This window comes from Salmonella sp. SAL00670, from assembly GCF_046552235.1.
Taxonomy (GTDB): Bacteria; Pseudomonadota; Gammaproteobacteria; order Enterobacterales; family Enterobacteriaceae; genus Salmonella; species Salmonella enterica.
In genome coordinates this window covers 173,906-200,381 of sequence record NZ_JBGDUO010000001.1, presented here as the reverse complement: position 1 = coordinate 200,381, position 26,476 = coordinate 173,906, and the positions used below count along the sequence as shown (strand labels likewise).

General features: G+C 51.0%; 22 protein-coding genes. 6 read left to right on the top strand and 16 right to left on the bottom strand.

The window, feature by feature from the left end:
* Positions 1 to 28 precede the first annotated feature (28 nt).
* A complete protein-coding gene (elyC, locus tag ACLJRS_RS00940) occupies positions 29 to 805 on the top strand; it encodes an envelope biogenesis factor ElyC (protein ID WP_000899548.1) in 777 nt (258 codons plus the stop codon).
* On the opposite strand, the gene ACLJRS_RS00935 is transcribed toward elyC, so the two are convergent.
* The 14 genes from ACLJRS_RS00935 to ACLJRS_RS00870 all read right to left on the bottom strand — a co-directional run bounded on the left by ACLJRS_RS00935 (position 785) and on the right by ACLJRS_RS00870 (position 16,702).
* Positions 785 to 1,678, bottom strand: a complete 894-nt coding sequence (locus ACLJRS_RS00935) for a YcbJ family phosphotransferase (RefSeq protein ID WP_000436889.1) — start codon at positions 1,676 to 1,678, stop codon at positions 785 to 787. The two genes, elyC and ACLJRS_RS00935, sit on opposite strands and share 21 nt — an antisense overlap.
* A 210-nt stretch (positions 1,679 to 1,888) precedes the next feature.
* Positions 1,889 to 2,635: a 3-deoxy-manno-octulosonate cytidylyltransferase gene (kdsB, locus tag ACLJRS_RS00930; RefSeq protein WP_000011576.1), complete on the bottom strand. Its 747-nt coding sequence runs from the start codon at positions 2,633 to 2,635 to the stop codon at positions 1,889 to 1,891.
* A complete protein-coding gene (gene ycaR, locus ACLJRS_RS00925) occupies positions 2,632 to 2,814 on the bottom strand; it encodes a protein YcaR (protein WP_000350061.1) in 183 nt (60 codons plus the stop codon). The genes kdsB and ycaR overlap by 4 nt, the downstream gene beginning before the upstream one ends.
* A 51-nt stretch (positions 2,815 to 2,865) precedes the next feature.
* On the bottom strand, positions 2,866 to 4,098 hold the full coding sequence (locus ACLJRS_RS00920) for a winged helix-turn-helix domain-containing protein (protein ID WP_000056925.1): 1,233 nt from the start codon (positions 4,096 to 4,098) through the stop codon (positions 2,866 to 2,868).
* Between the two features lie 43 nt (positions 4,099 to 4,141).
* Positions 4,142 to 5,119 carry a tetraacyldisaccharide 4'-kinase gene (gene lpxK / locus ACLJRS_RS00915; RefSeq protein WP_000561677.1) on the bottom strand — a complete coding sequence of 326 codons (978 nt, stop codon included), beginning with the start codon at positions 5,117 to 5,119 and terminating at the stop codon, positions 4,142 to 4,144.
* A complete protein-coding gene (gene msbA / locus ACLJRS_RS00910) occupies positions 5,116 to 6,864 on the bottom strand; it encodes a lipid A ABC transporter ATP-binding protein/permease MsbA (RefSeq protein WP_000551246.1) in 1,749 nt (582 codons plus the stop codon). The genes lpxK and msbA overlap by 4 nt, the downstream gene beginning before the upstream one ends.
* Before the next feature lie 36 nt (positions 6,865 to 6,900).
* Positions 6,901 to 9,165 carry a ComEC family protein gene (locus tag ACLJRS_RS00905; protein WP_000705772.1) on the bottom strand — a complete coding sequence of 755 codons (2,265 nt, stop codon included), beginning with the start codon at positions 9,163 to 9,165 and terminating at the stop codon, positions 6,901 to 6,903.
* 229 nt (positions 9,166 to 9,394) lie between these two features.
* Complete coding sequence (gene ihfB / locus ACLJRS_RS00900) at positions 9,395 to 9,679, bottom strand: integration host factor subunit beta (protein WP_000167332.1); 285 nt, start codon at positions 9,677 to 9,679, stop codon at positions 9,395 to 9,397.
* Positions 9,680 to 9,834: 155 nt separating this feature from the next.
* Positions 9,835 to 11,508: a 30S ribosomal protein S1 gene (gene rpsA, locus ACLJRS_RS00895; protein WP_000140324.1), complete on the bottom strand. Its 1,674-nt coding sequence runs from the start codon at positions 11,506 to 11,508 to the stop codon at positions 9,835 to 9,837.
* A gap of 113 nt (positions 11,509 to 11,621) precedes the next feature.
* Positions 11,622 to 12,305 (bottom strand): (d)CMP kinase, encoded by a 684-nt coding sequence (gene cmk / locus ACLJRS_RS00890; RefSeq protein WP_000125007.1) that lies wholly within the window; start codon positions 12,303 to 12,305, stop codon positions 11,622 to 11,624.
* Positions 12,306 to 12,477: 172 nt separating this feature from the next.
* On the bottom strand, positions 12,478 to 13,239 hold the full coding sequence (locus ACLJRS_RS00885; protein WP_000792301.1) for a M48 family metallopeptidase: 762 nt from the start codon (positions 13,237 to 13,239) through the stop codon (positions 12,478 to 12,480).
* A gap of 142 nt (positions 13,240 to 13,381) precedes the next feature.
* The gene (gene aroA, locus ACLJRS_RS00880) at positions 13,382 to 14,665 is read right to left on the bottom strand and encodes a 3-phosphoshikimate 1-carboxyvinyltransferase (protein WP_000445186.1); all 1,284 of its coding nucleotides are present in this window, start codon (positions 14,663 to 14,665) and stop codon (positions 13,382 to 13,384) included.
* A gap of 70 nt (positions 14,666 to 14,735) precedes the next feature.
* Positions 14,736 to 15,824: a 3-phosphoserine/phosphohydroxythreonine transaminase gene (gene serC / locus ACLJRS_RS00875; RefSeq protein ID WP_000079584.1), complete on the bottom strand. Its 1,089-nt coding sequence runs from the start codon at positions 15,822 to 15,824 to the stop codon at positions 14,736 to 14,738.
* Positions 15,825 to 16,009: 185 nt separating this feature from the next.
* Positions 16,010 to 16,702: a DUF421 domain-containing protein gene (locus tag ACLJRS_RS00870; RefSeq protein ID WP_000642866.1), complete on the bottom strand. Its 693-nt coding sequence runs from the start codon at positions 16,700 to 16,702 to the stop codon at positions 16,010 to 16,012.
* 136 nt (positions 16,703 to 16,838) lie between these two features.
* On the opposite strand from ACLJRS_RS00870, the gene ycaO reads away from it, so the two are divergent.
* The 3 genes from ycaO to pflB all read left to right on the top strand — a co-directional run bounded on the left by ycaO (position 16,839) and on the right by pflB (position 22,203).
* Complete coding sequence (gene ycaO, locus ACLJRS_RS00865; protein ID WP_000194821.1) at positions 16,839 to 18,599, top strand: 30S ribosomal protein S12 methylthiotransferase accessory factor YcaO; 1,761 nt, start codon at positions 16,839 to 16,841, stop codon at positions 18,597 to 18,599.
* A gap of 404 nt (positions 18,600 to 19,003) precedes the next feature.
* On the top strand, positions 19,004 to 19,861 hold the full coding sequence (gene focA, locus ACLJRS_RS00860; protein ID WP_000642539.1) for a formate transporter FocA: 858 nt from the start codon (positions 19,004 to 19,006) through the stop codon (positions 19,859 to 19,861).
* 59 nt (positions 19,862 to 19,920) lie between these two features.
* Positions 19,921 to 22,203: a formate C-acetyltransferase gene (gene pflB, locus ACLJRS_RS00855; protein WP_001292799.1), complete on the top strand. Its 2,283-nt coding sequence runs from the start codon at positions 19,921 to 19,923 to the stop codon at positions 22,201 to 22,203.
* 75 nt (positions 22,204 to 22,278) lie between these two features.
* On the opposite strand, the gene sopD2 is transcribed toward pflB, so the two are convergent.
* Positions 22,279 to 23,238 (bottom strand): SPI-2 type III secretion system effector SopD2, encoded by a 960-nt coding sequence (sopD2, locus tag ACLJRS_RS00850; protein WP_410957735.1) that lies wholly within the window; start codon positions 23,236 to 23,238, stop codon positions 22,279 to 22,281.
* Between the two features lie 130 nt (positions 23,239 to 23,368).
* Between sopD2 and ACLJRS_RS00845 the strand changes: the two genes are divergently transcribed.
* Complete coding sequence (locus ACLJRS_RS00845) at positions 23,369 to 23,695, top strand: hypothetical protein (protein WP_010989001.1); 327 nt, start codon at positions 23,369 to 23,371, stop codon at positions 23,693 to 23,695.
* Positions 23,696 to 23,813: 118 nt separating this feature from the next.
* Positions 23,814 to 24,611 carry a pyruvate formate lyase 1-activating protein gene (gene pflA, locus ACLJRS_RS00840; RefSeq protein ID WP_000067927.1) on the top strand — a complete coding sequence of 266 codons (798 nt, stop codon included), beginning with the start codon at positions 23,814 to 23,816 and terminating at the stop codon, positions 24,609 to 24,611.
* A 300-nt stretch (positions 24,612 to 24,911) separates the two neighbouring features.
* Here the strand turns inward: pflA and ACLJRS_RS00835 are convergent, their stop codons facing one another.
* Positions 24,912 to 26,333, bottom strand: coding sequence for an APC family permease (locus tag ACLJRS_RS00835; RefSeq protein WP_001134264.1), 1,422 nt, complete (start codon positions 26,331 to 26,333; stop codon positions 24,912 to 24,914).
* Positions 26,334 to 26,476: the final 143 nt, after the last annotated feature.

Sequence of the window (26,476 nt, the reverse complement as noted above, 5' to 3'; positions counted from 1 at the left end):
TATATGGTTAAAAAAGGAACCAAAAAGGATGCTTTTTACGCTAAAGAAAGTGATTGGCGGTATGTTATTGCCGCTTCCGCTGATGTTGCTGATCATTGGCGTCGGCCTGGCGCTGCTCTGGTTTAGCCGCTTTCAGAAGATCGGAAAAGTATTTATCAGCGTAGGTTGGCTGGCGCTATTGCTATTAAGCCTGCAACCCGTCTCTGACCATTTGCTGCGTCCGATAGAAAACCGCTACCCTACCTGGCAGGGTCCGCAAAAGGTGGAATATATTGTGGTTCTCGGCGGCGGCTATACCTGGAACCCGCAGTGGGCGCCGAGCTCTAATTTAATTAACAACAGCTTGCCGCGGCTGGCGGAAGGCATCCGGCTGTGGCGCGCGAATCCGGGAGCCAAGCTGATTTTTACCGGCGGCGTAGCAAAAACCAATACGGTAAGCACGGCGGAGGTCGGTGCGCGGGTGGCGCAGTCGCTGGGCGTACCGCGTAGCGATATTATTACGCTGGATAAACCAAAAGATACGGAAGAAGAAGCCGCCGCCGTTAAGCAGGCCATCGGCGACGCCCCTTTCCTGTTGGTAACCTCCGCCTCGCATTTGCCGCGTGCGATGATTTTCTTTCAGCATGCCGGGCTGAATCCGCTTCCCGCGCCGGCGAATCAGTTGGCGATCGATTCGCCGCTCAATCCCTGGGAGCGGGCAATTCCGTCCCCGGTCTGGCTGATGCACAGCGATCGCGCTGGGTATGAAACATTAGGGCGACTTTGGCAATGGCTGAAAGGCATATCAGGCAAGCCAGGGGAGTAATGATTTCGCCGCCAGATCAAAATTGGTACGGTTAAAACGTCCGGTATTGACCAATTGCGCAACCTCGTCCCACAGCACATAGAGCCAACGCCGCCAGATGAAGGACTCCGCCACTGGCGCGCGTTGCAGATAATGCCAAAGCAATCCCTCCGCCAATGGATTATCCATCAGGCGAAACAGTTCGAACTCTCTCGGCGCCCACAGCATCAGCCCGGGGCCGACCATCGCCAGAAGCTGATCGCTACGGGCGTCTTTAAGCATACTGCGCAGGCAGAAGTTGCCATGCACCAGTACGCAGTTGTCGTTAAACCCTTCAAATAACGAAGGAAGACATTCTCTGGTACGAAACAGAATGCGTCTGTCCTGCATCGTCAGACCGGTATTGCTGAACTGATTTAGCGTCGTCCACAGCACCTCCACCCGCTGACGATACCAGGAAGGCCAGATATTCTCCTGAGTATGGTCTACGGCGCCAACGCAACCGCGGCTATCCTGCCGATGCCAGGCTAACAGCCCTTCGACAATCTGATCTTTTAGCTGTTCCCAGCGTTCCGGAGTGCGCGCCGGCGCCTCGACCGGCACACCGCGCAGTCGTTCCAGTAGCAGCACATCCGGACCAGGATGCTCTTCATGCGTCAATACGCCATAGATTACCGGCATCCTCACCGTACCGCTACGCGCCAGCATTGAGGTTTTCCATGCCAGTTGCTGCGCAACGCCGGGAGTGGTAAAACTTCGCGCCATCAGCGGCATCGGAATGCCCTGGCTGTCATATAATGACCACAATGCGGAATCCGCTTTCTCATTCACGCACTCTATACGGCTAAGTTTTTCACCCAACAAATGACTGAGTTCGGCCCGCAACTGTTCCATTCCAGATTAACCCCATTAGTGCTACTGCTTTAATAATGAGCGTCGTATGGACAGATGTCACCCGTATCAGATCAAGGGAAGAAAAGAAAAATGAGGAAAATCGTAACGGTACGAGAAAGCCGCCACTGATGAGCAGACGTGAGTATTCATCTTTGCGCTATCATACCGCGCTGTTCATGACCGTCTAAGACGATCATGAACAGGATCATGTTAACGCATTTCAGCGCGTACGCGCTCCAGGTCGTCGGCGGTGTCTACGCCCGTGCCGGGCACCGCTTTGGCGACGGCGACATGAATTTTTTCGCCGTACCACAGCACACGGAGTTGCTCCAGCATTTCAATATGTTCAAGCGGGCTGGGTTGCCAGCTCACGTAACGGCGGATAAATCCCGCGCGATAGCCATAAATGCCCAGGTGACGAAGGCAAGTATCCCCTACCGTTTCCAGACTTTTTGCAAAGCGGTCGCGATCCCAGGGAATCGTCGCCCGGGAAAAGTAGAGCGCATAGCCTTCAGCATCCAGCACGACTTTTACCGCATTCGGGTTAAACGCTTCTTCGGCGCTGTGAATCGGCACCGCCAGCGTCGCCATGCCAACCTGGCGCTGCGCCAGATTTTCCGCGACCTGGCGAATAATAACCGCCGGGATCATCGGCTCATCGCCCTGAACGTTCACAATAACGGTATCGTCGCTGAATCCGCACTTCTCTACCACTTCCGCCAACCGTTCGGTGCCGGACTGGTGATCGGCGCGCGTCATGCACACTTCGCCGCCAGCCGCTTCTACCGCACGAGCCACGTCTTCATGATCGGTGGCGACAATAATGCGTTCCGCGCCAGATTCGCGCGCCCGCTCCAGGACATGAACAATCATGGGCTTACCATTAATATCCACTAATGGTTTGCCTGGCAGTCGGGTAGATGAAAAACGGGCCGGAATGATGACGACGAAACTCATGATTTACTCTCATCAGATGTCAGGGCGCGAGCTTCATTTTCCAGCAATACAGGAATGCCGTCGCGTAACGGGAAAGCGAGATTATCCAGTTTGCAAATTAATTCTTGCTGTTCCTGGTTATACCAGAGTTTGCCGTTACATACCGGGCAGGCGATGATTTCAAGCAGACGATGATCCATAGTTCCTCCAGATGGACCGGATTGTGAATCCTTCAATATTAACATAATCAGTTATGGTGCAGGGTCTATTTCCCAGCCATGACGCATGGCGCTAAACAGGCCTGGCGGACATTGTCCCAGCGTCACGCGCGATGCCCGTTGCCAGGCAGCAAACGCGCTAATCGCCTGCCAGATTCCTTTTTGCAGACTAACGCCAGGGCGGATATCGTCCTCCAGATACAGCGAGATAACCTCAAGCACCCCCGTTTTACGGTGCATTTTGGCATCCATTCGCCCGACTAAACGGCCCTGGTATAATAGCGGCAGCACAAAATAACCGTACTGGCGCTTCGCCGCGGGCGTATAACATTCCAGCCGATAGTTAAATGCGAAGAGCTGCGCTGCCCGCTTGCGATCCCATACCACAGGATCGAAAGGCGACAGTACTGCGCTATGGGTCGCCTTTAAGGCGTTATTTAGCGCCGGTTCAAGCTGCGAAAGAAGATCGGCATGAAGCCACATCCGCCCCAACGTTTCCACCTCGACCGGAATAATCTGCTGCTGTTCCGCCCGGCTCTCCCGCCATCCCTTCAGGTCAGGACGTTTCAGGCGGTAGTAATCCGCCAGCCACTGTTCACGGAAAATCCCCAGACTGCGCGCGCTATTATCCAGCATCAGGCTTTCCGCCTGCGGCTGTGACAGTCCATCGCGTTCATCATCCCAGTGCGGCATCACACGGCGCGTTAAATCATATACACGTTGAAAATTACGCCGCTCAACAACCATGACTTTTCCGGCGGTAAATAAACCCTCAAGGTGGCGTTTATGTGGTTTCCATTCCCACCAGCCGCTGGCGCCTTTCTGCGCATGTTCAAAATCGGCAGATCGCACCGGGCCGTGCTCCTGAATATGCCGCATTAGCTGTTCTATTTCTTCCGCGTGCTCATGCATCCATGCCGCGCGATATTTCCAGCCCATCTTTTCCGGCGACAGCATACGATGGCGGATAAGTTTAAAGTCACGGCGTGGTAAGAAACAGGCCTCATGCGCCCAGTATTCCATTAACTCGCCGCGTCGCAGCGCCTCATCCAGCCAGGCCTGCGGGTACGAGCCGAGACGGCTAAACAGCACCAGATAGGGGCTACGTGCGACAACATTGATGGTATCAATTTGCAGCAACGCCATGCGTGAGATGGCGGCAAGAACATCGCCAGGCATCGCGTTACGGCGCGGCTTTTTCAATAGCCCCTGCGCAGCAAGGTGAAGACAACGGGCCTGGGAAAGAGAAAGGTACGGCAATGACATTCATGACTCCATAAATTCATCACTGCCGCTGCATTGGGGTACGCTAGCGAACCAGCGAGGTGATATGTTCAAGCAACTTATCAGGCTGCTCACCGGACAAACGCGCATCAACCGGTAAGAACCACCAGTTATCTTCGGCAAAAGCACAGCATTTCACCGCGTCTTTTTCCGTCATTACCAGGGTCTGCCCTTCACCGACCAACGCCTGAACGTCAGCAGGGGCGAGCGTTTGATGATCCGCCAGAGGGACACACTTTTGCGGATGCGCGCCACAGGCTTCCAGCGTGGCGAAAAAGCGCGGCGGATGACCGATGCCCGCCATCGCCACAATATTGCTCAGTTGCGCCACATCGCAACGCGCTCCCGTACGTAAGTTCACCGCCAGTCCAGGCGCTAGCTGCATGGGGATTTCGCCCGCCCGGGCGACGCCGCCATTCACGATAGCGGCGTCTACGGTTTTCAGGCGACTGGCGCGTTCGCGCATAGGACCGGCAGGAAGCCACCAGCCGTTGCCAAAACGGCGCACGCCGTCAATCACCACAATTTCAATATCTCGCGCGAGCCGGTAATGCTGCAACCCATCGTCGGTGATAATAATCTGCACATTATGCGCCGCCAGAATCGCTTTCACCGCCGCGGCGCGTTCAGGCGCCACCGCGACAGGCGCGCCGGTCCGTTGATAAATCAATACCGGTTCATCTCCCGCTTCTGCGGTTGTCGTCTCCGGCGTCAGGAGCAGCGGATAAGCGGCAGCTTTCCCGCCGTAGCCGCGGGAAACAACCCCCACGCGCACGCCACGCTGTTGCAGCTTTTCCACCAGCCAAATGACTACGGGGGTTTTACCGTTACCGCCAGCCGTAAGATTCCCTACCACAACCACCGGTACCGGCGCTCGCCAGGCGCGTTTAAAACCAAGCTTATAGCTCAGACGAATCGCCCCGCTCACCAGACCATACAGCCAGGAGAGCGGCAGCAGTAACCGCCATAGCGGGGATTCACCCGACCAGATACGCGCAATCATTGGCCAAATTGCATCTTATGTAGCTGGGCGTAAACGCCGTGTTGCGCCAGCAACTCGCTATGAGTGCCGCGCTCAACGATAATACCGTCTTCGACTACAACGATCTCATCTGCCTGTTCGATGGTGGAGAGACGGTGCGCAATCACCAGAGAGGTACGGTTTTTCTGCAGCTCATCCAACGCTGCCTGAATCGCACGTTCAGATTCGGTATCCAGCGCGGACGTAGCTTCATCAAGGATCAGAATCGGGCTGTCGCGCAGTAAGGCGCGGGCGATCGCGATACGCTGGCGCTGACCGCCGGAAAGCAGTACGCCGTTTTCGCCGATAATGGTATCCAGGCCATTATCCATCTTATTGATAAAGTCCATGGCATAGGCCATGCGCGCCGCCTCTTCAATCTGCTCGCGGCTGTATTCTTCCGTCCGGGCATAAGCAATGTTATTGGCGACCGTGTCGTTAAACAGATGCACGTTTTGCGAAACCAGCGCCACCTGATTACGTAGAGAGGCCAGAGTGTATTCGCGTAGATCGTGACCATCCATCAGGATGTGTCCTTCATCAATATCGTAGAAACGGGTGATCAGACTGGCGATAGTTGATTTACCCGATCCGGAACGCCCCACCAGCGCCACGGTTTTCCCGGCAGGAATTTTCAAATTGATGTTACGCAATGCCGGCACTTCACGGCCCGGGTAAGTAAACGTCACATTGCGGAATTCGAGATCGCCGGTCGCGCGGTCAATGACACGTTTACCTTCATCTTTCTCCTGTTCGCTATCCAGAATCGCAAACAACGTTTGACAAGCCGCCATCCCACGCTGGAACTGCGCGTTAACGTTTGTCAGCGATTTTAATGGACGCATCAGCGCGATCATGGAGGAGAACACCACGGTGATGGTCCCAGCCGTCAGGCTATCCATTACGCTTGGGAAGCTCGCAGCATAGAGGACAAACGCCAGCGCCAGCGAGGCAATGAGCTGAATGATAGGATCGGAAATTGACGAGGCAGAGACCATTTTCATGCCTTGCAGTCGCATCTTATTGCTGACTTTATCAAAGCGCTTAGTTTCGACTTCCTGACCGCCAAAAATCAGTACCTCTTTGTGTCCTTTCAGCATTTGTTCAGCGCTGGTAGTCACTTGTCCCATCGTGTTCTGCATATTTTTACTGATGCTGCGGAACCGCTTTGAGACAACGCGAATCGCAATCGACACAATCGGCGCTAAAACAACCAGGATGATCGACAACTGCCAGCTGTAATAGAACATCATGATAAACAATCCGATGATCGATGCCCCTTCACGCACCACGGTAATCAGCGCGCCAGATGAAGAAGAGGCAACCTGTTCTGAATCGTATGTAATACGCGACAGCAGCGTACCGGTAGACTGTTTATCAAAGAAGGCGACGGGCATTCCCATCATATGGCCAAACAGGCGACGGCGCATGGTCATTACCACCTTGCCTGACACCCATGAAATACAGTAGCTGGAGATATAGCTAGTGATGCCTCGTAATATCATCAGCCCAATAACCACCAGCGGCATCCACAGCAACACTGAGCGATCCGTTTTACCGAAACCATCATCCAGTAATGGCTTGAGGAGCGATAGCATGAAGGTATCGCTGGCTGCGTTGAGAATTAACGCTATGCCCGCCACGATCAGACCTGCTTTAAAAGGCGCTATGGTTGGCCACAGTCGGCGGAAGGTCTGCCACGTAGAGAGATCTTTATCGTTATGCATTCAAAAAACCAGCATTTGTTGAAATAGCCGCATATTCTACCCGTTATCCTCGGACACGCCAAACCACTGATGATACCAGCGAGGTAAAATTTGATCCCGTAAGCCTTGTATGCGCCAGCCCTGCGGAGAAAACAGCAGCAAAATTTGCCCCTGGTGGGGTGTATCAAACCACTGATACGCCTGCTGTCGGTAGCGCTGTTTTACCTTGCGGGACGGCAGCCGCCATGCGTTATAGCGCGATGCGGACGCCAGCGCCGCTTCACCATGTACGCGCTGAATAAATGGTAGCGACGACGACGTATTACTACCATGATGCGGCACCTGGATAAACGTCGCCGCAAGATGTCGCCAGTAACGACTTAGCATTTTTTGTTCAGCGCCCGCTTCGATATCGCCCGTGAGCAGGATGCTATGTACACCGTCATCCACTTTGACCACACAAGAACGGTTATTTCCTCGATCGGCACTTTCGCGTAACGGCCAGTGCGCCTGAAACGTTAGCCCCTGCCATTGCCACTGCTCGCCGCGAAAACAGGGCAAATGTCCCTGCCAGCCTAACGGGCTGCGAATCCACATTGACGGCCAGACCTGCTGTAGCGAACGCAGCCCGCCCCGATGATCCAGATGCTCATGACTCAAAATAACGCCCTCCGGCGTCAGATTATGCCAGCGCAACCAGGGAATAATAACCTGTTGCCCGCTGTCGCCCTCCGGCCATGCCCGACCGGTATCGTAGAGTATTACTTTATCGCCCCTGACGATCGCTATCGCCAGCCCCTGACCGACATCCAGCATATGCACCTGCCATCCGCTGGCGTTTATCGGCCGCCAGAGTGGCCAGCTCATCAACAATAACCCGCATAAACAGACCGCCGGCCAGGTACGCCAGACGTTTAATCGCCACGCGATAAGCATTAGCCAGGGCAAAAACGTCAGCCACTGCCAACGGTTATCAATATTCACCCAGCCCTGCGGTAAAGCATTCAACAGGTAAAATAGCGCGGCTAACGCGCGATCGGTCAGGTACCATACCCACTCTTCAAGAAAAAACGGCCCGGTTAAATGCAGAATCATTCCCGCCAGGATGAGCGGAATCGTCACAAATGTGACCCAGGGTACGGCAAAAAGATTCGCCAGCATTGCGGTAACGCTTATGCCATGAAAAAGCGCCACCTGGAGAGGCAAAAGCAGAAGTGTAATGCCTGCCTGTAGGTGAAGCAGGTTAAGCAACCAACGTAAGCCCCGTGGAAAATTTCCGTTTGGCGCAGGAAACCACTGATACCAGAATAACAGGCCGGCAACCGCAAATGCTGACAGCCAAAGACTTTGTGATATAACCGCCACAGGATCGGCGAAAATAATCGCGGCCAGACAGCAGCACCAGACTTGCCAGCCGCTCCACTGTCGTCCGCTTAATTTTAATCCTCCCCAGACGCTCAGCGCCGCCACCGTGCGCAGCGCAGGCGGTTGTAAGCCGGTAAGCCAGGCATAACATATCGCGCAAAGAATGCCGCCCAGCAATGGCGTCTGCCAACGAATCCATCTGACCGGCAAAAAGAATTGTCCGCCACGGATTAATCCGGCAGCCAATAACGCAGCAAAAGCGATATGCAGGCCGGAAATCGCCATCAAATGGGCAGTCCCCGTATCGCGCATAACGGCCTTCACCTCCTGCGACACCGCTCCCCGCTCCCCCATTCCCAACGCCAGAATAACCTGCTGCCACGGATAAGGCGCAAGCGTAGCGCGAAGCGAAGCAAGATAGCGCCCACGCAAGCTACACTCAGGGTTAATCGCTTTAGCCTGTAGAAAACGCCCGGTCAACGGTTGGTGCTGCGCTAGCGCGTAACGCTGGCTATCAAAACCGCCTTCGTTAAGCTGTCCGTGTACCGCTCTGACCTTCAGCGTCATCGCCCACTGCTGTCCGGCACACACTTCCGTGGGTAAGTACTGGCCATGCAGGACAATCCCTACAGCAGGAAAGAGTGGCTTTCCATGCAAATGGGTAATTCGCCCATAATGAGTGGTCATATGATCGGTGGCAGTAATGACGACTGTCGCCTCCTGCGTCGCGGCGGGCAGGACGTTTCCCGCCCAGATGGCCTGCCTGGCGGCAAATATCCCCCACATGAAAAAGAGCAAGGTTAATGCCGCGTAGCGCGCATAGTGATGGGGTATGAGGCAAAGCAAACATGCCAGACAAAACAGCACCGCGAGAATCCACGTATCAGGTAATACTGGCAATATCATGAGCGGAAGTATGCCGCATACTACGCATACGCTGACCGTCGTTATCTTCATAGACACCTCCCTGTGCGGGAAAGTGTGCAGGTTCAGGACGCCATTGTCTGGAGGGGATTTTGTGCTATACGGCGCGGATTCCAGGTTTTTTACCTGATAAATGTAAGACGCAGCAAAAAATGCGAAACGTTTTCCAGTTTTCGGTCGAATAGCGTTTGCGCCTGACGGCGTATAAATGAAAAAAGCACCCTGACGGTGCTTTTTTCGGGTTCAAGTTTTGCGTTAAAACTTAACCGTAAATATTGGCGCGATCGCGCAGTTCTTTACCCGGTTTAAAGTGAGGAACGTATTTTCCTTCCAGTTCCACTTTATCGCCGGTCTTGGGGTTACGTCCGGTACGAGGCGCGCGGTAATGCAAAGAAAAACTGCCGAAACCGCGGATTTCAATACGCTCGCCCTGCGCAAGAGTCGAGGCCATATGCTCCAGCATCTCTTTTACCGCGTCTTCAACCGCCTTAGCGGGAATGTGAGATTGCTGGGTTGCAAGTCTTTCAATCAATTCTGACTTGGTCATAATTCCTCCGGTTCCTTAAAGGCAAATTGGCTGCAGCCGTGAGATTGATTAAGGGCGGCCGTAGCCGCCCTTAGTGCTTGATTACAGGCCGAAACCTGCAATCTGTCAAGTAATCTCGTTATACTTCGGACTAAAAGACCCGAAGTTTCAGAGGATTACTCGCCTTTAGCTGCTTTGAATGCTTCAGCCATTGCGTTGTTAGAGAAGTTTGCATCTTCCTGTTTGTTAACAGTTGCGATGGCATCTTTCTCGTCAGCTTCGTCTTTCGCACGAACAGACAGGCTGATTGCGCGGTTTTTACGATCAACGCCGGTGAATTTAGCTTCAACGTCGTCGCCAACGCTCAGAACCAGAGTCGCATCTTCAACGCGGTCACGGGATGCTTCAGAAGCACGCAGGTAACCTTCAACGCCGTCAGCCAGTTCTACGGTTGCGCCTTTCGCGTCAACTGCAGTGACTTTACCGGTTACGATAGCGCCTTTCTTGTTCAGAGCAACCCAGTTGTTGAACGGATCTTCTGCGAGCTGTTTAACGCCCAGGGAGATACGTTCACGTTCTGCGTCAACCTGCAGAACAACTGCAGCGATTTCGTCGCCTTTTTTGTATTCACGAACTGCTTCTTCGCCTGCAACGTTCCAGGAGATGTCAGACAGGTGAACCAGGCCGTCGATGCCGCCGTCCAGGCCGATGAAGATACCGAAGTCAGTGATAGACTTGATTTTACCTTCAACGCGGTCGCCCTTGTTGTGGGTTTCTGCGAACTGCTGCCACGGGTTAGATTTGCACTGCTTCAACCCTAAGGAGATACGACGACGTTCTTCGTCGATATCCAGAACCATCACTTCCACTACGTCGCCAACGTTAACCACTTTGGACGGGTGGATGTTTTTGTTGGTCCAGTCCATTTCGGAAACGTGAACCAGGCCTTCAACGCCTTCTTCGATTTCAACGAAGCAGCCGTAGTCGGTCAGGTTGGTCACGCGACCGGTCAGTTTGGTACCTTCCGGATAACGTTTAGCGATAGCAACCCACGGATCTTCGCCCAGCTGTTTCAGACCCAGGGATACACGGGTACGCTCGCGGTCGAATTTCAGCACTTTCACGTTGATTTCGTCGCCAACGTTCACGATTTCGCTCGGATGCTTAACGCGTTTCCAGGCCATATCAGTGATGTGCAGCAGGCCGTCAACGCCGCCCAGATCAACGAATGCACCGTAGTCAGTGAGGTTCTTAACGATACCTTTAACTTCCATGCCTTCCTGCAGGTTTTCCAGCAGCTGATCGCGTTCTGCGCTGTTTTCGGATTCGATAACGGCACGACGAGAAACCACAACGTTGTTACGTTTCTGGTCCAGCTTGATTACTTTGAATTCAAGCTCTTTGCCTTCCAGGTGCAGAGTGTCACGCACCGGACGAACGTCTACCAGAGAACCTGGCAGGAACGCGCGAATACCGTTCAGCTCAACAGTGAAGCCACCCTTAACTTTGCCGTTGATAACACCGGTAACAGTTTCAGCATCTTCGTAAGCTTTTTCCAGCGTGATCCATGCTTCGTGACGTTTAGCTTTCTCACGAGAGAGCAGAGTTTCACCGAAGCCGTCTTCTACTGCATCCAGAGCAACGTCAACTTCGTCACCAACCTGGATTTCCAGTTCGCCCTGGGCGTTTTTGAACTGCTCAGCCGGAATGGCAGACTCAGATTTCAGACCGGCGTCAACCAGTACTACGTCTTTGTCGATAGCAACAACAACACCACGAACGATGGAACCCGGGCGGGTTTCGATTTCTTTTAAGGATTCTTCAAAGAGTTGAGCAAAAGATTCAGTCATGTTTAATCTTCAGGTTTCATATTTAACGTCCACCTGGCTCCGTGCCGGATGGGGTTGTTTAACATACCCGCTGTCAATCCTTTGCAACGGGGGTACTACAAATTCGGTCGCATTTAAGCGAGAGCCAATTTTTGGCGCGCATATTGTAACGCTTTTTCAATCACTTGCTCAATGCTTAATCGGGTAGAATCCAAAACTAATGCATCAGCAGCAGGAACTAACGGCGCTACAGCGCGATTACGATCGCGATCGTCGCGTTCCTTGATCTCGGCCAAAAGGCGTTCAAAGTTAACACTAAAGCCATTCTCCTGCAACTGTAGCATACGTCGATGCGCACGTTCCTCCGAGGAGGCGTCAAGGAAAATTTTTACCGGCGCATCCGGGAAGACCACGGTCCCCATATCGCGTCCATCGGCGATTAAACCAGGCGCTTCGCGGAATGCGCGTTGGCGGCGAAGAAGCGCTTCACGCACGCGTGGGAATGCTGCCACCTGGGATGCCGCGTTCGCGACTTCCTGCGTACGGATTTCGCCGCTAACGTCCTCGCCTTCCAGGATAACTTCCAGGTTGCCGTCCGTTGAGACGAAACGCACGTCCAGATGGGACGCCAGCGGCACCAGCGCATCTTCAGAGGCGAGATCGACATGGTGATGCAATGCCGCCAGCGCCAGTACGCGGTATATCGCGCCGGAATCCAGCAGATGCCATTGCAATGCTTCCGCCATTGCTTTGCACAAGGTGCCTTTACCTGCACCGCTTGGGCCATCAATGGTTATTACCGGGGCAATTGCCGTCATCTTTATCTCCTTAAACAGGCGTACCGTTAACGTAAACGCCGCGCATTATACGCGCCAACGCTCGCGACCGTTAACGTTGCGTGCAAAAACCAGTTTTGTCTGTAATCAGATGCGGAATAATTGCGCAATTATAGCGGGCCGGCGAGAAACCAGCCCGAAAGATGACAATGATTTACTTTTTATCTTCGGCAATTCTGTCGCGCATATGCTGCGCGCGATCGGCTGAAGCCGGGTGGGAGTCCATCAATGATTTTGCATGACCTGCGTCCATTGTGGCGAATTTATCGAATGCCGTGACTAAGCCCTGGGTGTTAATCCCGCGTTTTTTCAGCAGATCGTAAGAGAAGTCATCCGCATCCGACTCCTGACTGCGAGAAAACGCCGAATTGATGACGCCTTCCGCCAGATCGCCCAATTGAGACTGGGAAAGCTGCGCTGCGACGCCGCTGGTGGCGGAAATCGCATCGCGAGCCGCCAGCGTGGCATAAGCGGTCTGCATTGCCTTGCGAGAGTGCCCTAAAGAGACATGGCCCAGTTCATGGCCCAGTACGCCTTCAATTTCATTATCGGTCATCAGATCCATCAGGCCGGAGTATACGCGAACGCAACCGTTCGCCATCGCCCATGCGTTGATATCGCTGGTCATATAGACTTTATAGCTAACCGGCGTACCGTCAATGTTGTTACCCAGCGCTTTGGCGATTTTGCTCAGACGTTTGGTGTATTTGCTTTTCGAACCTGCCAGTTGATTCTCGCTGTCCATTTGTTTACAGGCATTATTAGATAATGCCTTAACATCCGCATCGGACAGTGTGGCGGCTTTGTAGGCTGACATGCCTGAACTGGCGATTAAATTGCCATTCACGCCATTTTTACATCCTGCCAGTAGCGTGGCGGAAATCGCCACCGCCAGTAGTAATGATTTATTTTTCATACTAATCTTCCGTTGATAACTATTATAAAAAACACATAAATCAATGTGTTAAATCATCAACAAATTAGCATTAGTCATAATTATAAAAATAGTGCGAATACGGACTCGGCGCGCCAGCCCGTCGACTGGCGCAACAGAAGACTTAGGCAGGCGTACTCATTCGCGCCAGTTGTTCGAAATAATCAGGGAACGTTTTTGCGGTACATTTAGGGTCCAGGATCGTAACTGGCGTATCGGACAGTGCGACCAGTGAGAAGCACATCGCCATACGGTGGTCGTTGTACGTGCCAATATCCGCGTGTTGGAGCTTCGCCGGCGGCGTGATACGAATATAGTCGTGCCCTTCTTCGACTTCAGCGCCCACTTTACGTAGCTCGGTCGCCATCGCGAACAGGCGATCGGTTTCTTTCACTCGCCAGTTATAAATATTGCGCAACGTCGTGGTTCCTTTCGCAAACAGCGCCGTGGTGGCAATCGTCATCGCCGCATCCGGAATATGGTTCATATCCATATCTATGGCGTGCAATTCACCGCGCGTGCAGGCAATAAAATCATCGCCCCAGGTAATGGTCGCGCCCATTTTCTCCAGCACATCGGCAAAACGAATATCGCCCTGCATACTTTTGCGGCCAATTCCGGTCACTTTTACCGTGCCGCCTTTTATCGCCCCGGCGGCGAGAAAATAGGACGCTGACGAGGCATCGCCCTCGACCAGATAGCGACCTGGAGAGTGATACTGTTGACCTCCCTTCACGACAAATTGTTGGTAGTGGTGGTTCGCTATCTCCACGCCAAAGGTTTTCATTAAATTTAGCGTGATATCGATGTAAGGTTTTGATACCAGTTCGCCTTTAACGCGAATAATTGTGTCTTCAGGGGCCAGCGGCGCCGTCATCAGCAGAGCGGTCAGGAACTGGCTGGAAACGCTACCATCAACCTCAATGTCGCCGCCGGTAAAACCGCCGCGCAGACGCAGGGGCGGATAGTTTTCCTGCTCCAGGTAATCAATATTCGCCCCGCCCTGACGCAGCGAATCGACCAGATGGCCTATCGGACGCTCTTTCATACGCGGTTCGCCGGTTAACACTATCTCATTTTGCCCCAGACATAGCGCTGCCGCTAACGGACGCATCGCGGTTCCGGCATTACCGAGAAACAGTTCCAGAGCGCCTGGCGCACGTAATGCGCCGCCATTACCCGTGATATCACAGCGGGTGCGATCGGCAGAAAGGGTGTAATTGATCCCCAACGCGCTCAAGGCATTGAGCATATGGCGGACGTCATCGCTATCCAGCAGATTCGTCAGAACGGTTTTACCACAAGCTAAAGCCGCCAGGAGCAAAGCACGGTTTGAAACACTTTTGGAGCCAGGTAAATTAATGGCGCCATCGACCCGCGCGATGGGTTGTAACGTCAGGGATTCCATGAAACTCAACTCTCAAAAAACAGAAATAAAAACCCCACAGACTGGCCGTGGGGATGAAAAAAGAAACGTATTAGCCGTGGCGACGCTCAAAATCGATCATGAAATCGGTCAGCGCTTTTACCCCTTCAATCGGCATGGCGTTATAAATAGAGGCGCGCATACCGCCAACAACACGGTGCCCTTTTAAGGCGTGCAGACCGGCGGCGAAAGACTCTTCCAGAAAGACCTTGTCCAGCGTATTGTCCGCTAACTGGAACGGAACATTCATCCGCGAACGGTTGGCCTGTGCGACATCGTTACGGTAGAAATCGCTGTTATCAATCACACCGTACAGCAACTCCGCTTTTTGCTGATTGATTTTGTGCATCGCCGCCACGCCGCCCTGCGCTTTCAACCATTTGAACACCAGACCGGAAAGATACCAGGCGAAAGTCGGCGGCGTATTAAACATCGAGTCGTTATCATTCAGGACGGTGTAGTCGAGGATGGACGGGCAGCTCTCATGCGCCTTGCCTAACAGATCCTCCCGGACGATAACCAGCGTCAGTCCTGCCGGACCGATATTCTTCTGCGCGCCAGCATAAATTACGCCATAGCGAGAGACGTCCAGCGGCGCAGACAGGATGGTAGAAGAAAAGTCCGCCGTGACGACCACCTCCGGGCCAAAATCCGGCGTTTCATCGATGGCGATGCCGTCAATGGTCTCATTCGGGCAATAGTGCAAATAAGCGGCATTATCGGAAAGCTGCCACTCGCGCATCGGTTTTACGGCACGTTTGCCGTCCACGGTGATTTTGGCGTCGATAATCTGCGGCGCACAGTATTTTTTGGCTTCTTTGATGGCGCTCGCCGCCCAGTAACCGGCATCGACATAATCCGCCGTGGTTTTATCGCCCAGCAGATTGAGCGGCACGCCAGCAAACTGCCCGCGACCGCCGCCGTGACAAAATAAGACTTTATAGTTGGAGGGGATATTAAGGAGATCGCGAAAATCCTGCTCCGCCTCTTCAGCGACCTGGATAAACTCTTTGCCTCGATGGCTAATTTCCATTACCGACGTACCAAGACCGTGCCAGTCACACAGCTCCTGTTGCGCCAGTTTAAGTACTTCCGCCGGTAGCATCGCCGGACCTGAACTAAAATTAAAGACCTGAGCCATTTCCCCTCACCACGCTGCATTGTTTCCTGCCTGACAGACATCAGGCAAACGTTATTCATGTGAATATCGGTTTTATCATTCAGTGACACGCGCCGCAATGGGTAAAACAATGCGAGGAGAAAATGCGGCATGCGTCACACAACAGAATCTTCCGGATTAACCGTATAAATCCGATATTTTCGCTGTTAAACAACGCGTTTAGCCCGGCTTGCCTTCGTCCATTCTGGATTTGCGCAGCGCGGACATAATTGCTTTTCCCCGGCGTTCATGCGTATCACTTCACTGCAACGTACGCAGGCATAGTCGCCAGCCTCCGGCGCCACGATAAAGCGTGGCGTACAGTGCTCAGGAAGAATGCTTAACCCCGGCTTAACGTCTTTATTTTCAAAGAAATAGACGCTGATTTGTCCGTTTGTCTCCAGAATGGCCAGTCTGACCTGCCCCAGTTGCTCAACGCCATTCAAGCGAAGCTCCATAAAAAACTCAAACTCCGTCATGTTCGAGCGCTGCAGTTTTTCCCACGCCAGTTCGCCGTCTTCAACAATGACCACCGACTTGCCTTCCAGCAGATCTTCCAACTTTTCACTATGCGCCATCAGCCACATGACCAGGCGATAGAGCAGCGCCAGGGTGATGAATACCACCAGAACAGGGAGCATCGGAACGTCATCATAAAACGCGACGTCGCCTGCCGCCGACCCCAATGTCAAAATGATCAGCACTTCAAAAAGCGACATTTGCCGTACGCCGCGTCGTCCTGTCACCTTTAAGAAAAGAAACACCAGAACAAAGGTGTAAAAGCTACGTAGCGCCACTTCCCCCAAAAACGCTACCGGCACGTTATCCAGCGCCATTCGTTGCAAATCAAATGCTTTCATTTTTTATGCTCTTCCTGTGAATTCCAGTGTAAAAGCATAGCCAATACTTTTATTTCCGCCGATGTCCCGGCGAGATAGCGCCCGTCACATAAAACCCGTATCATTGCGCGCTTTCCGTACGACAAAAGTGATTTTCATGACGCAAACATTTATTCCCGGCAAAGACGCCGCGCTGGAAGACTCCATCGCCCGCTTCCAGCAAAAGTTACTCGACCTCGGCTTTCACATCGAAGAGGCCTCCTGGCTGAACCCGGTGCCAAACGTCTGGTCAGTGCATATTCGCGATAAAGAGTGCGCGTTATGCTTTACCAACGGAAAAGGCGCGACCAAAAAAGCGGCGCTGGCCTCGGCGCTGGGCGAATACTTCGAGCGTCTGTCAACCAACTACTTTTTTGCTGATTTCTGGCTTGGCGAAACGATCGCCAACGGGCCATTCGTGCATTATCCGAACGAAAAGTGGTTTCCGCTGACTGAAAATGACGACGTACCGGAAGGCTTGCTTGATGCCCGTCTGCGCGCGTTTTACGATCCGGAAAATGAACTCACCGGAAGCCAGTTAATTGATCTTCAGTCCGGCAATGAAGCTCGCGGCATCTGTGGTCTGCCATTTACCCGTCAGTCCGATAACCAGACCGTGTATATTCCGATGAATATTATCGGCAACCTGTACGTCTCTAACGGAATGTCCGCCGGCAATACGCGTAATGAAGCCCGCGTTCAGGGACTGTCGGAAGTCTTCGAGCGTTATGTGAAAAATCGCATCATTGCGGAAAGTATCAGTCTGCCGGAGATTCCCGCAGAGGTGATGGCGCGTTATCCGGCGGTAATGGAGTCAATCGCCACGCTGGAAGCCGAGGGTTTCCCGATTTTCGCCTATGACGGCTCGCTGGGCGGTAAGTATCCGGTTATCTGCGTCGTGCTGTTCAACCCGGCTAACGGTACCTGCTTTGCTTCTTTTGGCGCGCATCCTGACTTTGGCGTTGCTCTGGAACGTACAGTGACCGAGCTACTCCAGGGACGCGGACTGAAAGATCTTGATGTCTTCACGCCACCAACGTTCGATGATGAAGAAGTCGCGGAGCACACTAATCTGGAGACCCACTTCATCGACTCCAGCGGCCTGATTTCCTGGGATCTGTTCAAACAGGACGCCGATTATCCGTTCACGGACTGGAGTTTTTCCGGCACTACCGAAGAAGAATTCGCCACGCTGATGGCCATCTTTGCTGCTGAAGATAAAGAAGTTTACATTGCCGATTACGAGCATCTCGGCGTATACGCCTGTCGTATTATCGTACCGGGAATGTCTGATATTTATCCTGCCGAAGATCTGTGGCTGGCCAACAACAATATGGGTAGCCATCTTCGTGAGACTCTGCTTTCGCTGCCCGGTAGCGCCTGGAATAAAGAAGATTATCTCAATCTGATTGAACAATTGGATGAAGAAGGTTTTGACGATTTCACCCGCGTGCGTGAACTGTTGGGTCTGGCGACCGGAGCGGACAATGGTTGGTATACACTGCGCGTCGGCGAATTAAAAGCAATGTTAGCGTTAGCGGGCGGCGATTTGGAGCAGGCGCTAATCTGGACAGAATGGACGATGGAGTTCAATTCGTCGGTCTTTAGTCCGGCACGCGCAAACTATTACCGTTGCCTGCAAACTCTGCTGCTCCTGTCGCAAGAAGATGCGCGTCAGCCACTGCAATATCTCAATGCTTTTATAAAAATGTATGGCGCAGAGGCTGTAGAGGCCGCCAGCGCCGCGCTTAGCGGTGAAGCGGCTTTTTATGGACTACCGGCTGTCGACCACGATCTACAAGCGTTCCCGGCGCATCAGTCCTTGTTAAAAGCGTATGATAAATTACAGCGCGCGAAAGCGGCATACTGGTCAAAATAAGGCCATATGAGTGACTTAGGGTAGGTTTACCCTCTCGGCTGCGTTATATTACGGGGCGCCTTTGCGGCCCCGTTTTATTTATTTTCGCTAAACGGCGAAAAATGTAATAACAAGGTTAAATATTGGTTGTTGATATTAAATTAATTGACATAGTGATGTTACTTTATTTGTTGATTACTCCATATTAATTAACCGTGCAGCAGGAGGAGTCAGGAAAAAATTCAACTCTATTTATAATTTTTAAAATTTATTTTTATTAGGATAATCAAAAAGTTACACCGTAATTGCATAAAAGCCATGCGACTTACGGGCCTATAAGCCAGGCGAGATATGATCTATATCAAATTCTCATCTATAATGCTTTGTTAGTATCTCGTCGCCGACTTAATAAAGAGAGAGTTAGTGTGAAAGCTGACAACCCTTTTGACCTTTTACTCCCTGCAGCAATGGCCAAAGTGGCTGAAGAAGCAGGCGTCTATAAAGCAACGAAACATCCGCTTAAGACTTTCTATCTGGCGATTACCGCCGGCGTATTCATTTCAATTGCCTTTGTTTTTTATATTACTGCGACAACCGGTACTGGCGCGATGCCTTATGGCATGGCGAAACTTATCGGGGGTATCTGTTTCTCTTTGGGACTGATTCTCTGTGTTATTTGCGGCGCTGATCTCTTCACCTCTACTGTTCTGATCGTTGTAGCTAAAGCTAGCGGTCGCATCACCTGGGGGCAACTGGCTAAAAACTGGTTAAACGTCTATTTTGGTAACCTGATTGGCGCTCTGCTTTTCGTGTTACTGATGTGGCTTTCCGGCGAGTATATGACTGCCAACGGTCAATGGGGACTTAACGTCCTGCAAACCGCCGACCACAAAATGCACCACACTTTTATTGAAGCTGTCTGCCTCGGTATTCTGGCGAACCTGATGGTTTGTCTGGCCGTGTGGATGAGCTACTCAGGTCGTAGCCTGATGGACAAAGCGTTCATCATGGTACTGCCCGTCGCCATGTTTGTCGCCAGCGGTTTTGAGCACAGTATCGCAAACATGTTTATGATTCCTATGGGTATTGTAATACGCGATTTTGCTACACCGGAGTTTTGGACCGCGGTTGGTTCGTCTCCGGAAAGTTTTTCTCACCTGACCGTGATGAGCTTCATCACTGATAACCTGATTCCGGTCACGATCGGTAATATTATCGGCGGCGGTTTGTTGGTCGGGTTGACATACTGGGTCATTTACCTGCGTGGTAACGAGCATCATTAATCTGTTGATGCCCATTACACGCAGTAAATAAAAAATCCACTTAAGAAGGTAGGTGTTACATGTCCGAGCTTAATGAAAAGTTAGCCACAGCCTGGGAAGGTTTTACCAAAGGTGACTGGCAGAATGAAGTAAACGTCCGTGACTTCATTCAGAAAAACTACACTCCGTATGAGGGTGACGAGTCCTTCCTGGCTGGCGCTACTGACGCGACCACCAAGCTGTGGGACAGCGTAATGGAAGGCGTTAAACAGGAAAACCGCACTCACGCGCCTGTTGACTTTGACACCTCCGTTGCTTCCACCATCACTTCTCACGACGCTGGCTACATCAACAAAGCGCTTGAGAAAATTGTTGGTCTGCAGACTGAAGCTCCGCTGAAGCGTGCGATTATCCCGTTCGGCGGCATCAAAATGGTTGAAGGTTCCTGCAAAGCGTACAATCGCGAGCTGGACCCAATGATCAAAAAAATCTTCACCGAATACCGTAAGACTCACAACCAGGGCGTGTTCGACGTTTATACTCCGGACATCCTGCGTTGCCGTAAATCCGGCGTTCTGACCGGTCTGCCGGATGCGTATGGCCGTGGCCGTATCATCGGTGACTACCGTCGCGTAGCGCTGTACGGTATCGACTACCTGATGAAAGACAAATTCGCACAGTTTACGTCTCTGCAATCCGATCTGGAAAACGGCGTAAATCTGGAAGCGACTATCCGTCTGCGTGAAGAAATCGCTGAACAGCACCGCGCTCTGGGTCAGATCAAAGAAATGGCAGCTAAATACGGCTGCGATATCTCTGGTCCGGCGACTAACGCTCAGGAAGCAATCCAGTGGACTTACTTCGGTTACCTGGCTGCGGTTAAATCTCAGAACGGCGCAGCAATGTCCTTCGGTCGTGTATCCACCTTCCTGGATGCGTACATCGAACGTGACCTGAAAGCAGGCAAAATCACCGAGCAAGACGCACAGGAAATGATTGACCACCTGGTCATGAAACTGCGTATGGTTCGCTTCCTGCGTACTCCTGAATATGATGAACTGTTCTCCGGCGACCCGATTTGGGCAACCGAATCTATCGGCGGTATGGGCGTTGATGGCCGTACTCTGGTCACCAAAAACAGCTTCCGTTTCCTGAACACCCTGTACACCATGGGGCCGTCTCCGGAGCCGAACATCACCGTTCTGTGGTCTGAAAAACTGCCGCTGAACTTCAAGAAATTCGCCGCTAAAGTCTCCATCGACACCTCTTCTCTGCAGTACGAGAACGATGACCTGATGCGTCCGGACTTCAACAACGATGACTACGCTATCGCATGCTGCGTAAGCCCGATGATCGTTGGTAAACAAATGCAGTTCTTCGGCGCGCGTGCAAACCTGGCGAAAACCATGCTGTACGCTATCAACGGCGGCGTTGATGAAAAACTGAAAATGCAGGTTGGTCCGAAATCCGAACCGATCAAAGGCGATGTTCTGAACTTCGACGAAGTGATGGATCGCATGGATCACTTCATGGACTGGCTGGCTAAACAGTATGTCACCGCGCTGAACGTTATCCACTACATGCACGACAAGTACAGCTACGAAGCCTCTCTGATGGCGCTGCACGACCGTGACGTTATCCGCACCATGGCGTGTGGTATCGCAGGTCTGTCCGTTGCTGCTGACTCCCTGTCTGCCATCAAATATGCGAAAGTTAAACCGATTCGTGACGAAGATGGTCTGGCTATCGACTTCGAAATCGAAGGCGAATACCCGCAGTTTGGTAACAACGACGCTCGTGTAGATGACATGGCGGTTGACCTGGTAGAACGTTTCATGAAGAAAATTCAGAAACTGACCACCTACCGTGGCGCTATCCCGACACAGTCTGTTCTGACCATTACTTCTAACGTTGTGTATGGTAAGAAAACCGGTAACACCCCGGATGGTCGTCGCGCTGGCGCGCCGTTCGGACCAGGTGCTAACCCGATGCACGGTCGTGACCAGAAAGGCGCTGTCGCTTCTCTGACCTCCGTTGCTAAACTGCCATTTGCTTACGCGAAAGATGGTATTTCTTATACCTTCTCTATCGTTCCGAACGCACTGGGTAAAGACGACGAAGTTCGTAAGACTAACCTGGCAGGTCTGATGGATGGTTACTTCCACCACGAAGCGTCCATCGAAGGCGGTCAGCACCTGAACGTCAACGTCATGAACCGTGAAATGCTGCTGGACGCGATGGAACATCCGGAAAAATATCCGCAGCTGACCATCCGTGTATCTGGTTACGCAGTACGTTTTAACTCCCTGACGAAAGAACAGCAGCAGGACGTTATTACTCGTACCTTCACGCAGACCATGTAATGGGTTTGACTGAAATTACGCCATAAAAAGCGTACAAAAAAGGCTCCATATCAGTGGGGCCTTTTTAATGACTTTTTATATAAGCATATTGCGACAACTCGACTTTTCACTTATAAATAAAGTGTTATTATGTGATCTATATATTCTTCTTAGAATAGCATCAATTTCTCTTTTATTATTTTGATAATCATCATAATCCTTATTTAATACATCAGAAAACAGCATGGTGTTAGTTTCTATTAAATCAGATGACAATGACGGTTTATATGCTTGTAGCAGATAGCTAAGTGTTGGATGAACCATATCAAACAGGACTTCCCCCTCTAATTCCCAGTAACCTATTTTAAAAAATTGGGTAGTAATATTAAAAGACCCCATTTGAAGACAGCGTAGTTTATTCTTCTCCTCTTCAGTAAGAGTACCATTCCATTCAACACATTCCATTTTTCGATCTTCTCCAGATCGCATAAGCTTATAAACTTCATCCTTAACGTCATCATCCTCATTAACTGCATCTTTAAGTTTATTAGCAAATCCTTCTAATAATTCTGGATAGCGGGCAATTTTTTCTCCATACTTAATACATATTTTAAGAAACAACTCTTCTTCATCTTCTTCCATCACTTTAAAAATACAGTTTTCTGAAACATTGAGGAGACGATGCAAATTACATTTATCAATAACCTTGCCATCAATCTCAAATAAAACTTGTGTCTGATTCATATCAAAACGCATAACAAAGCGGTCTTGTTGAGATGGGTTAGCATATTCTTTTAATTGTGTAAAGGCATGTATCTTCTCCATGCCGGTTATATCAACATTAAGTTCAGCTTTATTTTCACGTTCACATCCATGGATGAGTGTATATAATACCTCCAGCACCTCTTGTTTTTTGTGTGTTCTGAAGCAGTCCTTAAATCTATCCCATACCCCCATGTATAGCGCTTCTTCTTTATCAGGACTCATCAAACGGGCTAGCCGTGAATGATTAATTTCATAGTTATGACGATTACCAAAACTTAACGTAACTGGCATAATAACTCCCTTGATTATTTACCGCGAAAGCAAGATCCAATCCGTTGCTCTCATTTTTTGATTAAAACCACACTCTATTTAAGAGATTGAATCAGCCTGGGTTTAGAAATGACATCAGATTTACACCTGATTGCGCGTTGAATGCGACGCCAGGCGCTGGACAGCGCATAACGTTCTTTGGACACATCTGAATTATGTTGAGAATTATTTTCGTTCTGACCACAACAAAACGGCGCCAACCATTCGAAAAAAGAGGCGGATCATAAACAGTAAAACCAGGGCGCTATGGATGATACACTTGCAGTATGTATTGCGGTTGAGGCGTTACGAGCTGATGAATGAGCCAGAATTTCTGGCGGTGCGAGTTATGCAGCATAGATTTGCCGTATATTTTATACTGAATAGAGGTAAAATAGCTCCATTGCAGCACATTCTGGAACAGCCACACATTCTGTAGTCCAAAATTTACGCTCGCAGTACCGCTTTTTTACAGGATGCAACCCCCTTACCAGGGTGCTCAACATGCCCGGAATGTGTCCATAAACCCCATGTTATTTAGAGCTAGCCGAAGCGATATGAGTAACTTAACCGATTGTATTACAAATGAAAGTGTTGCAGTAACTGCTGATAAAAAGCCGGTTATTGGTCGCATTCACTCCTTTGAGTCCTGTGGCACCGTTGATGGCCCAGGCATCCGCTTTATTACCTTTTTTCAGGGCTGCCTGATGCGCTGCCTGTATTGCCATAACCGCGACACATGGGATACGCATGGCGGTAAAGAAATCACCGTTGAAGACTTAATGAAAGAGGTGGTGACCTATCGGCATTTTATGAATGCTTCTGGCGGCGGCGTGACGGCATCCGGCGGCGAGGCCATTTTGCAGGCAGAATTTGTACGCGACTGGTTTCGCGCCTGTAAAAAAGAAGGTATCCACACCTGTCTCGACACCAACGGCTTTGTGCGCCGTTATGACCCGGTGATTGATGAACTGTTGGACGTTACCGATCTGGTGATGCTCGATCTCAAGCAGATGAATGATGAGATCCACCAGAATCTGGTCGGTGTCTCCAATCACCGGACGCTGGAATTCGCGCAGTATTTATCAAAGAAAAATGTGAAGGTCTGGATCCGTTACGTTGTCGTTCCCGGCTGGTCTGACGACGATGATTCCGCGCATCGCCTGGGCGAGTTTACCCGCGATATGGGTAATGTCGAAAAAATCGAACTGCTGCCCTATCATGAGCTGGGCAAACATAAATGGGTGGCAATGGGCGAAGAATATAAACTGGATGGCGTGAAGCCGCCTAAAAAAGAGACCATTGAACGTGTAAAGGGTATTCTTGAGCAGTATGGTCATAAAGTGATGTATTAATCGCCTGCTATCTTACCCGCTTTTAAACGGCTACCCATGACGGTAGCCGTTTTGCTGTCTGGATAACGCTCTTACCGCTAAAATACCCGACCCTGCCGTCAGACAGGCCTGGTTAACAATATTGCGCTTACCAGGTATCAAATGTAGAGACGTTGAGTCGCTTATCTGCTGCTGGGTTGAAGGTCTGACAACTATTGCTGCCCCCGGCGCCTGTTAATACCATGGTCTCCGCCTGGAACCCAGGCACCTGTAACCTTAAAAGGCGCTCGCCTGGCAGGAGCGCCGTGGAAAAGAACGTCGTTATGTGTTTCTACGCGCCAGCAGTGGGAAAATTAATCCCAACCCGACCAGGACAAAAGGCGTCACGATGTTCAACGTCAGCTGGAATGTCCACTCCGGTGTGAACGCCTCCATTTTGGGGAAAATACCGGTAAGGCAGGCAAACGCGGTGAAGGCAAAACACCATATTCCCACAGTTAACGCCAACGCCCGGTTGCGAATAAACACATATTCGGGTTTGTACTTTTGCGCCAGTCGAATGACAGCAATAAAGGCGACAAATACCCACAGATAGCGCAGCGGCATAACAACTGAGTTGAGATTAAGCAGCCATTTGTACAGGTTGTTCATATCGCCGATGCCAAGCGTTGGCAACATAATCAAGATAGCGACCAACACCAATGTCAGCAAATAACCGTTAACTGGCGTACCTGAAGCGTTAGTACGACATAAGCGCTGCGGGATATATTTACTGTCTGCATCACCCAGTAAGACTTTCAGTGGCGCATCAATAGAAAACACCAGCGCGGCGATTTGCCCCAGAGTATTGGCAATGGCATAAATCACCATTAATGAATTACCCATATGGTAATACTCACCCAATTTCTGGAATGCATAATATTGCCCATTGGTCATTAAATCGTCAGGTATATGCCGGGAATCAAACATCATTCCCATCGCCAACGAACCGAGGATAGCGCAGACCGCAACCATGACGGCTAAAAAGAGCATCCCCTTCGGAAATTCTTTTCCTGGATTCCGCGTCTGGTTAACGTAAGGCGAGATCTTCTCTGCCCCACCAACCGCAAAGACCAACATAGAGATGGTGGTGATATAGGTAAAATCGATATGAGGAATAAATGACTGCCAGGTGATGTTAGTGGTCGCAATTTCAACGTTTGTAATTGCTGGCGCAGTCACTGCCATCACAACATATAAAATTGACATGATAAACATGGCAATCCCGGCCACAGACCCAACAACCTTTAGCGATTTCATCCCCCGGGAAGCAACCCACATAAAGAAAACAAACAATGCCAGCGTCAGCCCCTGCAAGGCAACGACGGTATATTCTTTTATCAACGAGCCGTCGCCTTTTAAAGCCCATCCCAATGCAATGAGTATCGCCTGCGGCTTTTGCGCCAGGTAGGGAATATGCACGACCCAATAAGTCCATGCCGCAAGGTAAGCCAACCCCGGCCCCATCGTATGCTTAATCCAGGTACTGACGCCCCCTTTTCCCTCTTTGAAGGTTGAGCCCAGTTGCCCCACGATTAAGGCATAAGGAATAAAATAGAGCGCAAAAATAAACACCCAGGAGAAGACAACCACTAACCCCTGGTTAGCATAGTTATTGACAACATTGCCGAATCCCCAAACGGTAATAAACGACATCAAGGCGATGTTGTACCATCGCAACTGTTTTTCCTGCACATTCGGCATAACGCGATCCTTCGTGAACACAATGCTATTACTATAAATGAAGCGGGGGATTATGCGCGGTAAAGACGAAGAGAGAAAATAGAGGAGCGCAAAATTATAACCTTCGGCACATTTTATTTTTCAGTAAAGCAAGAAAATTATGC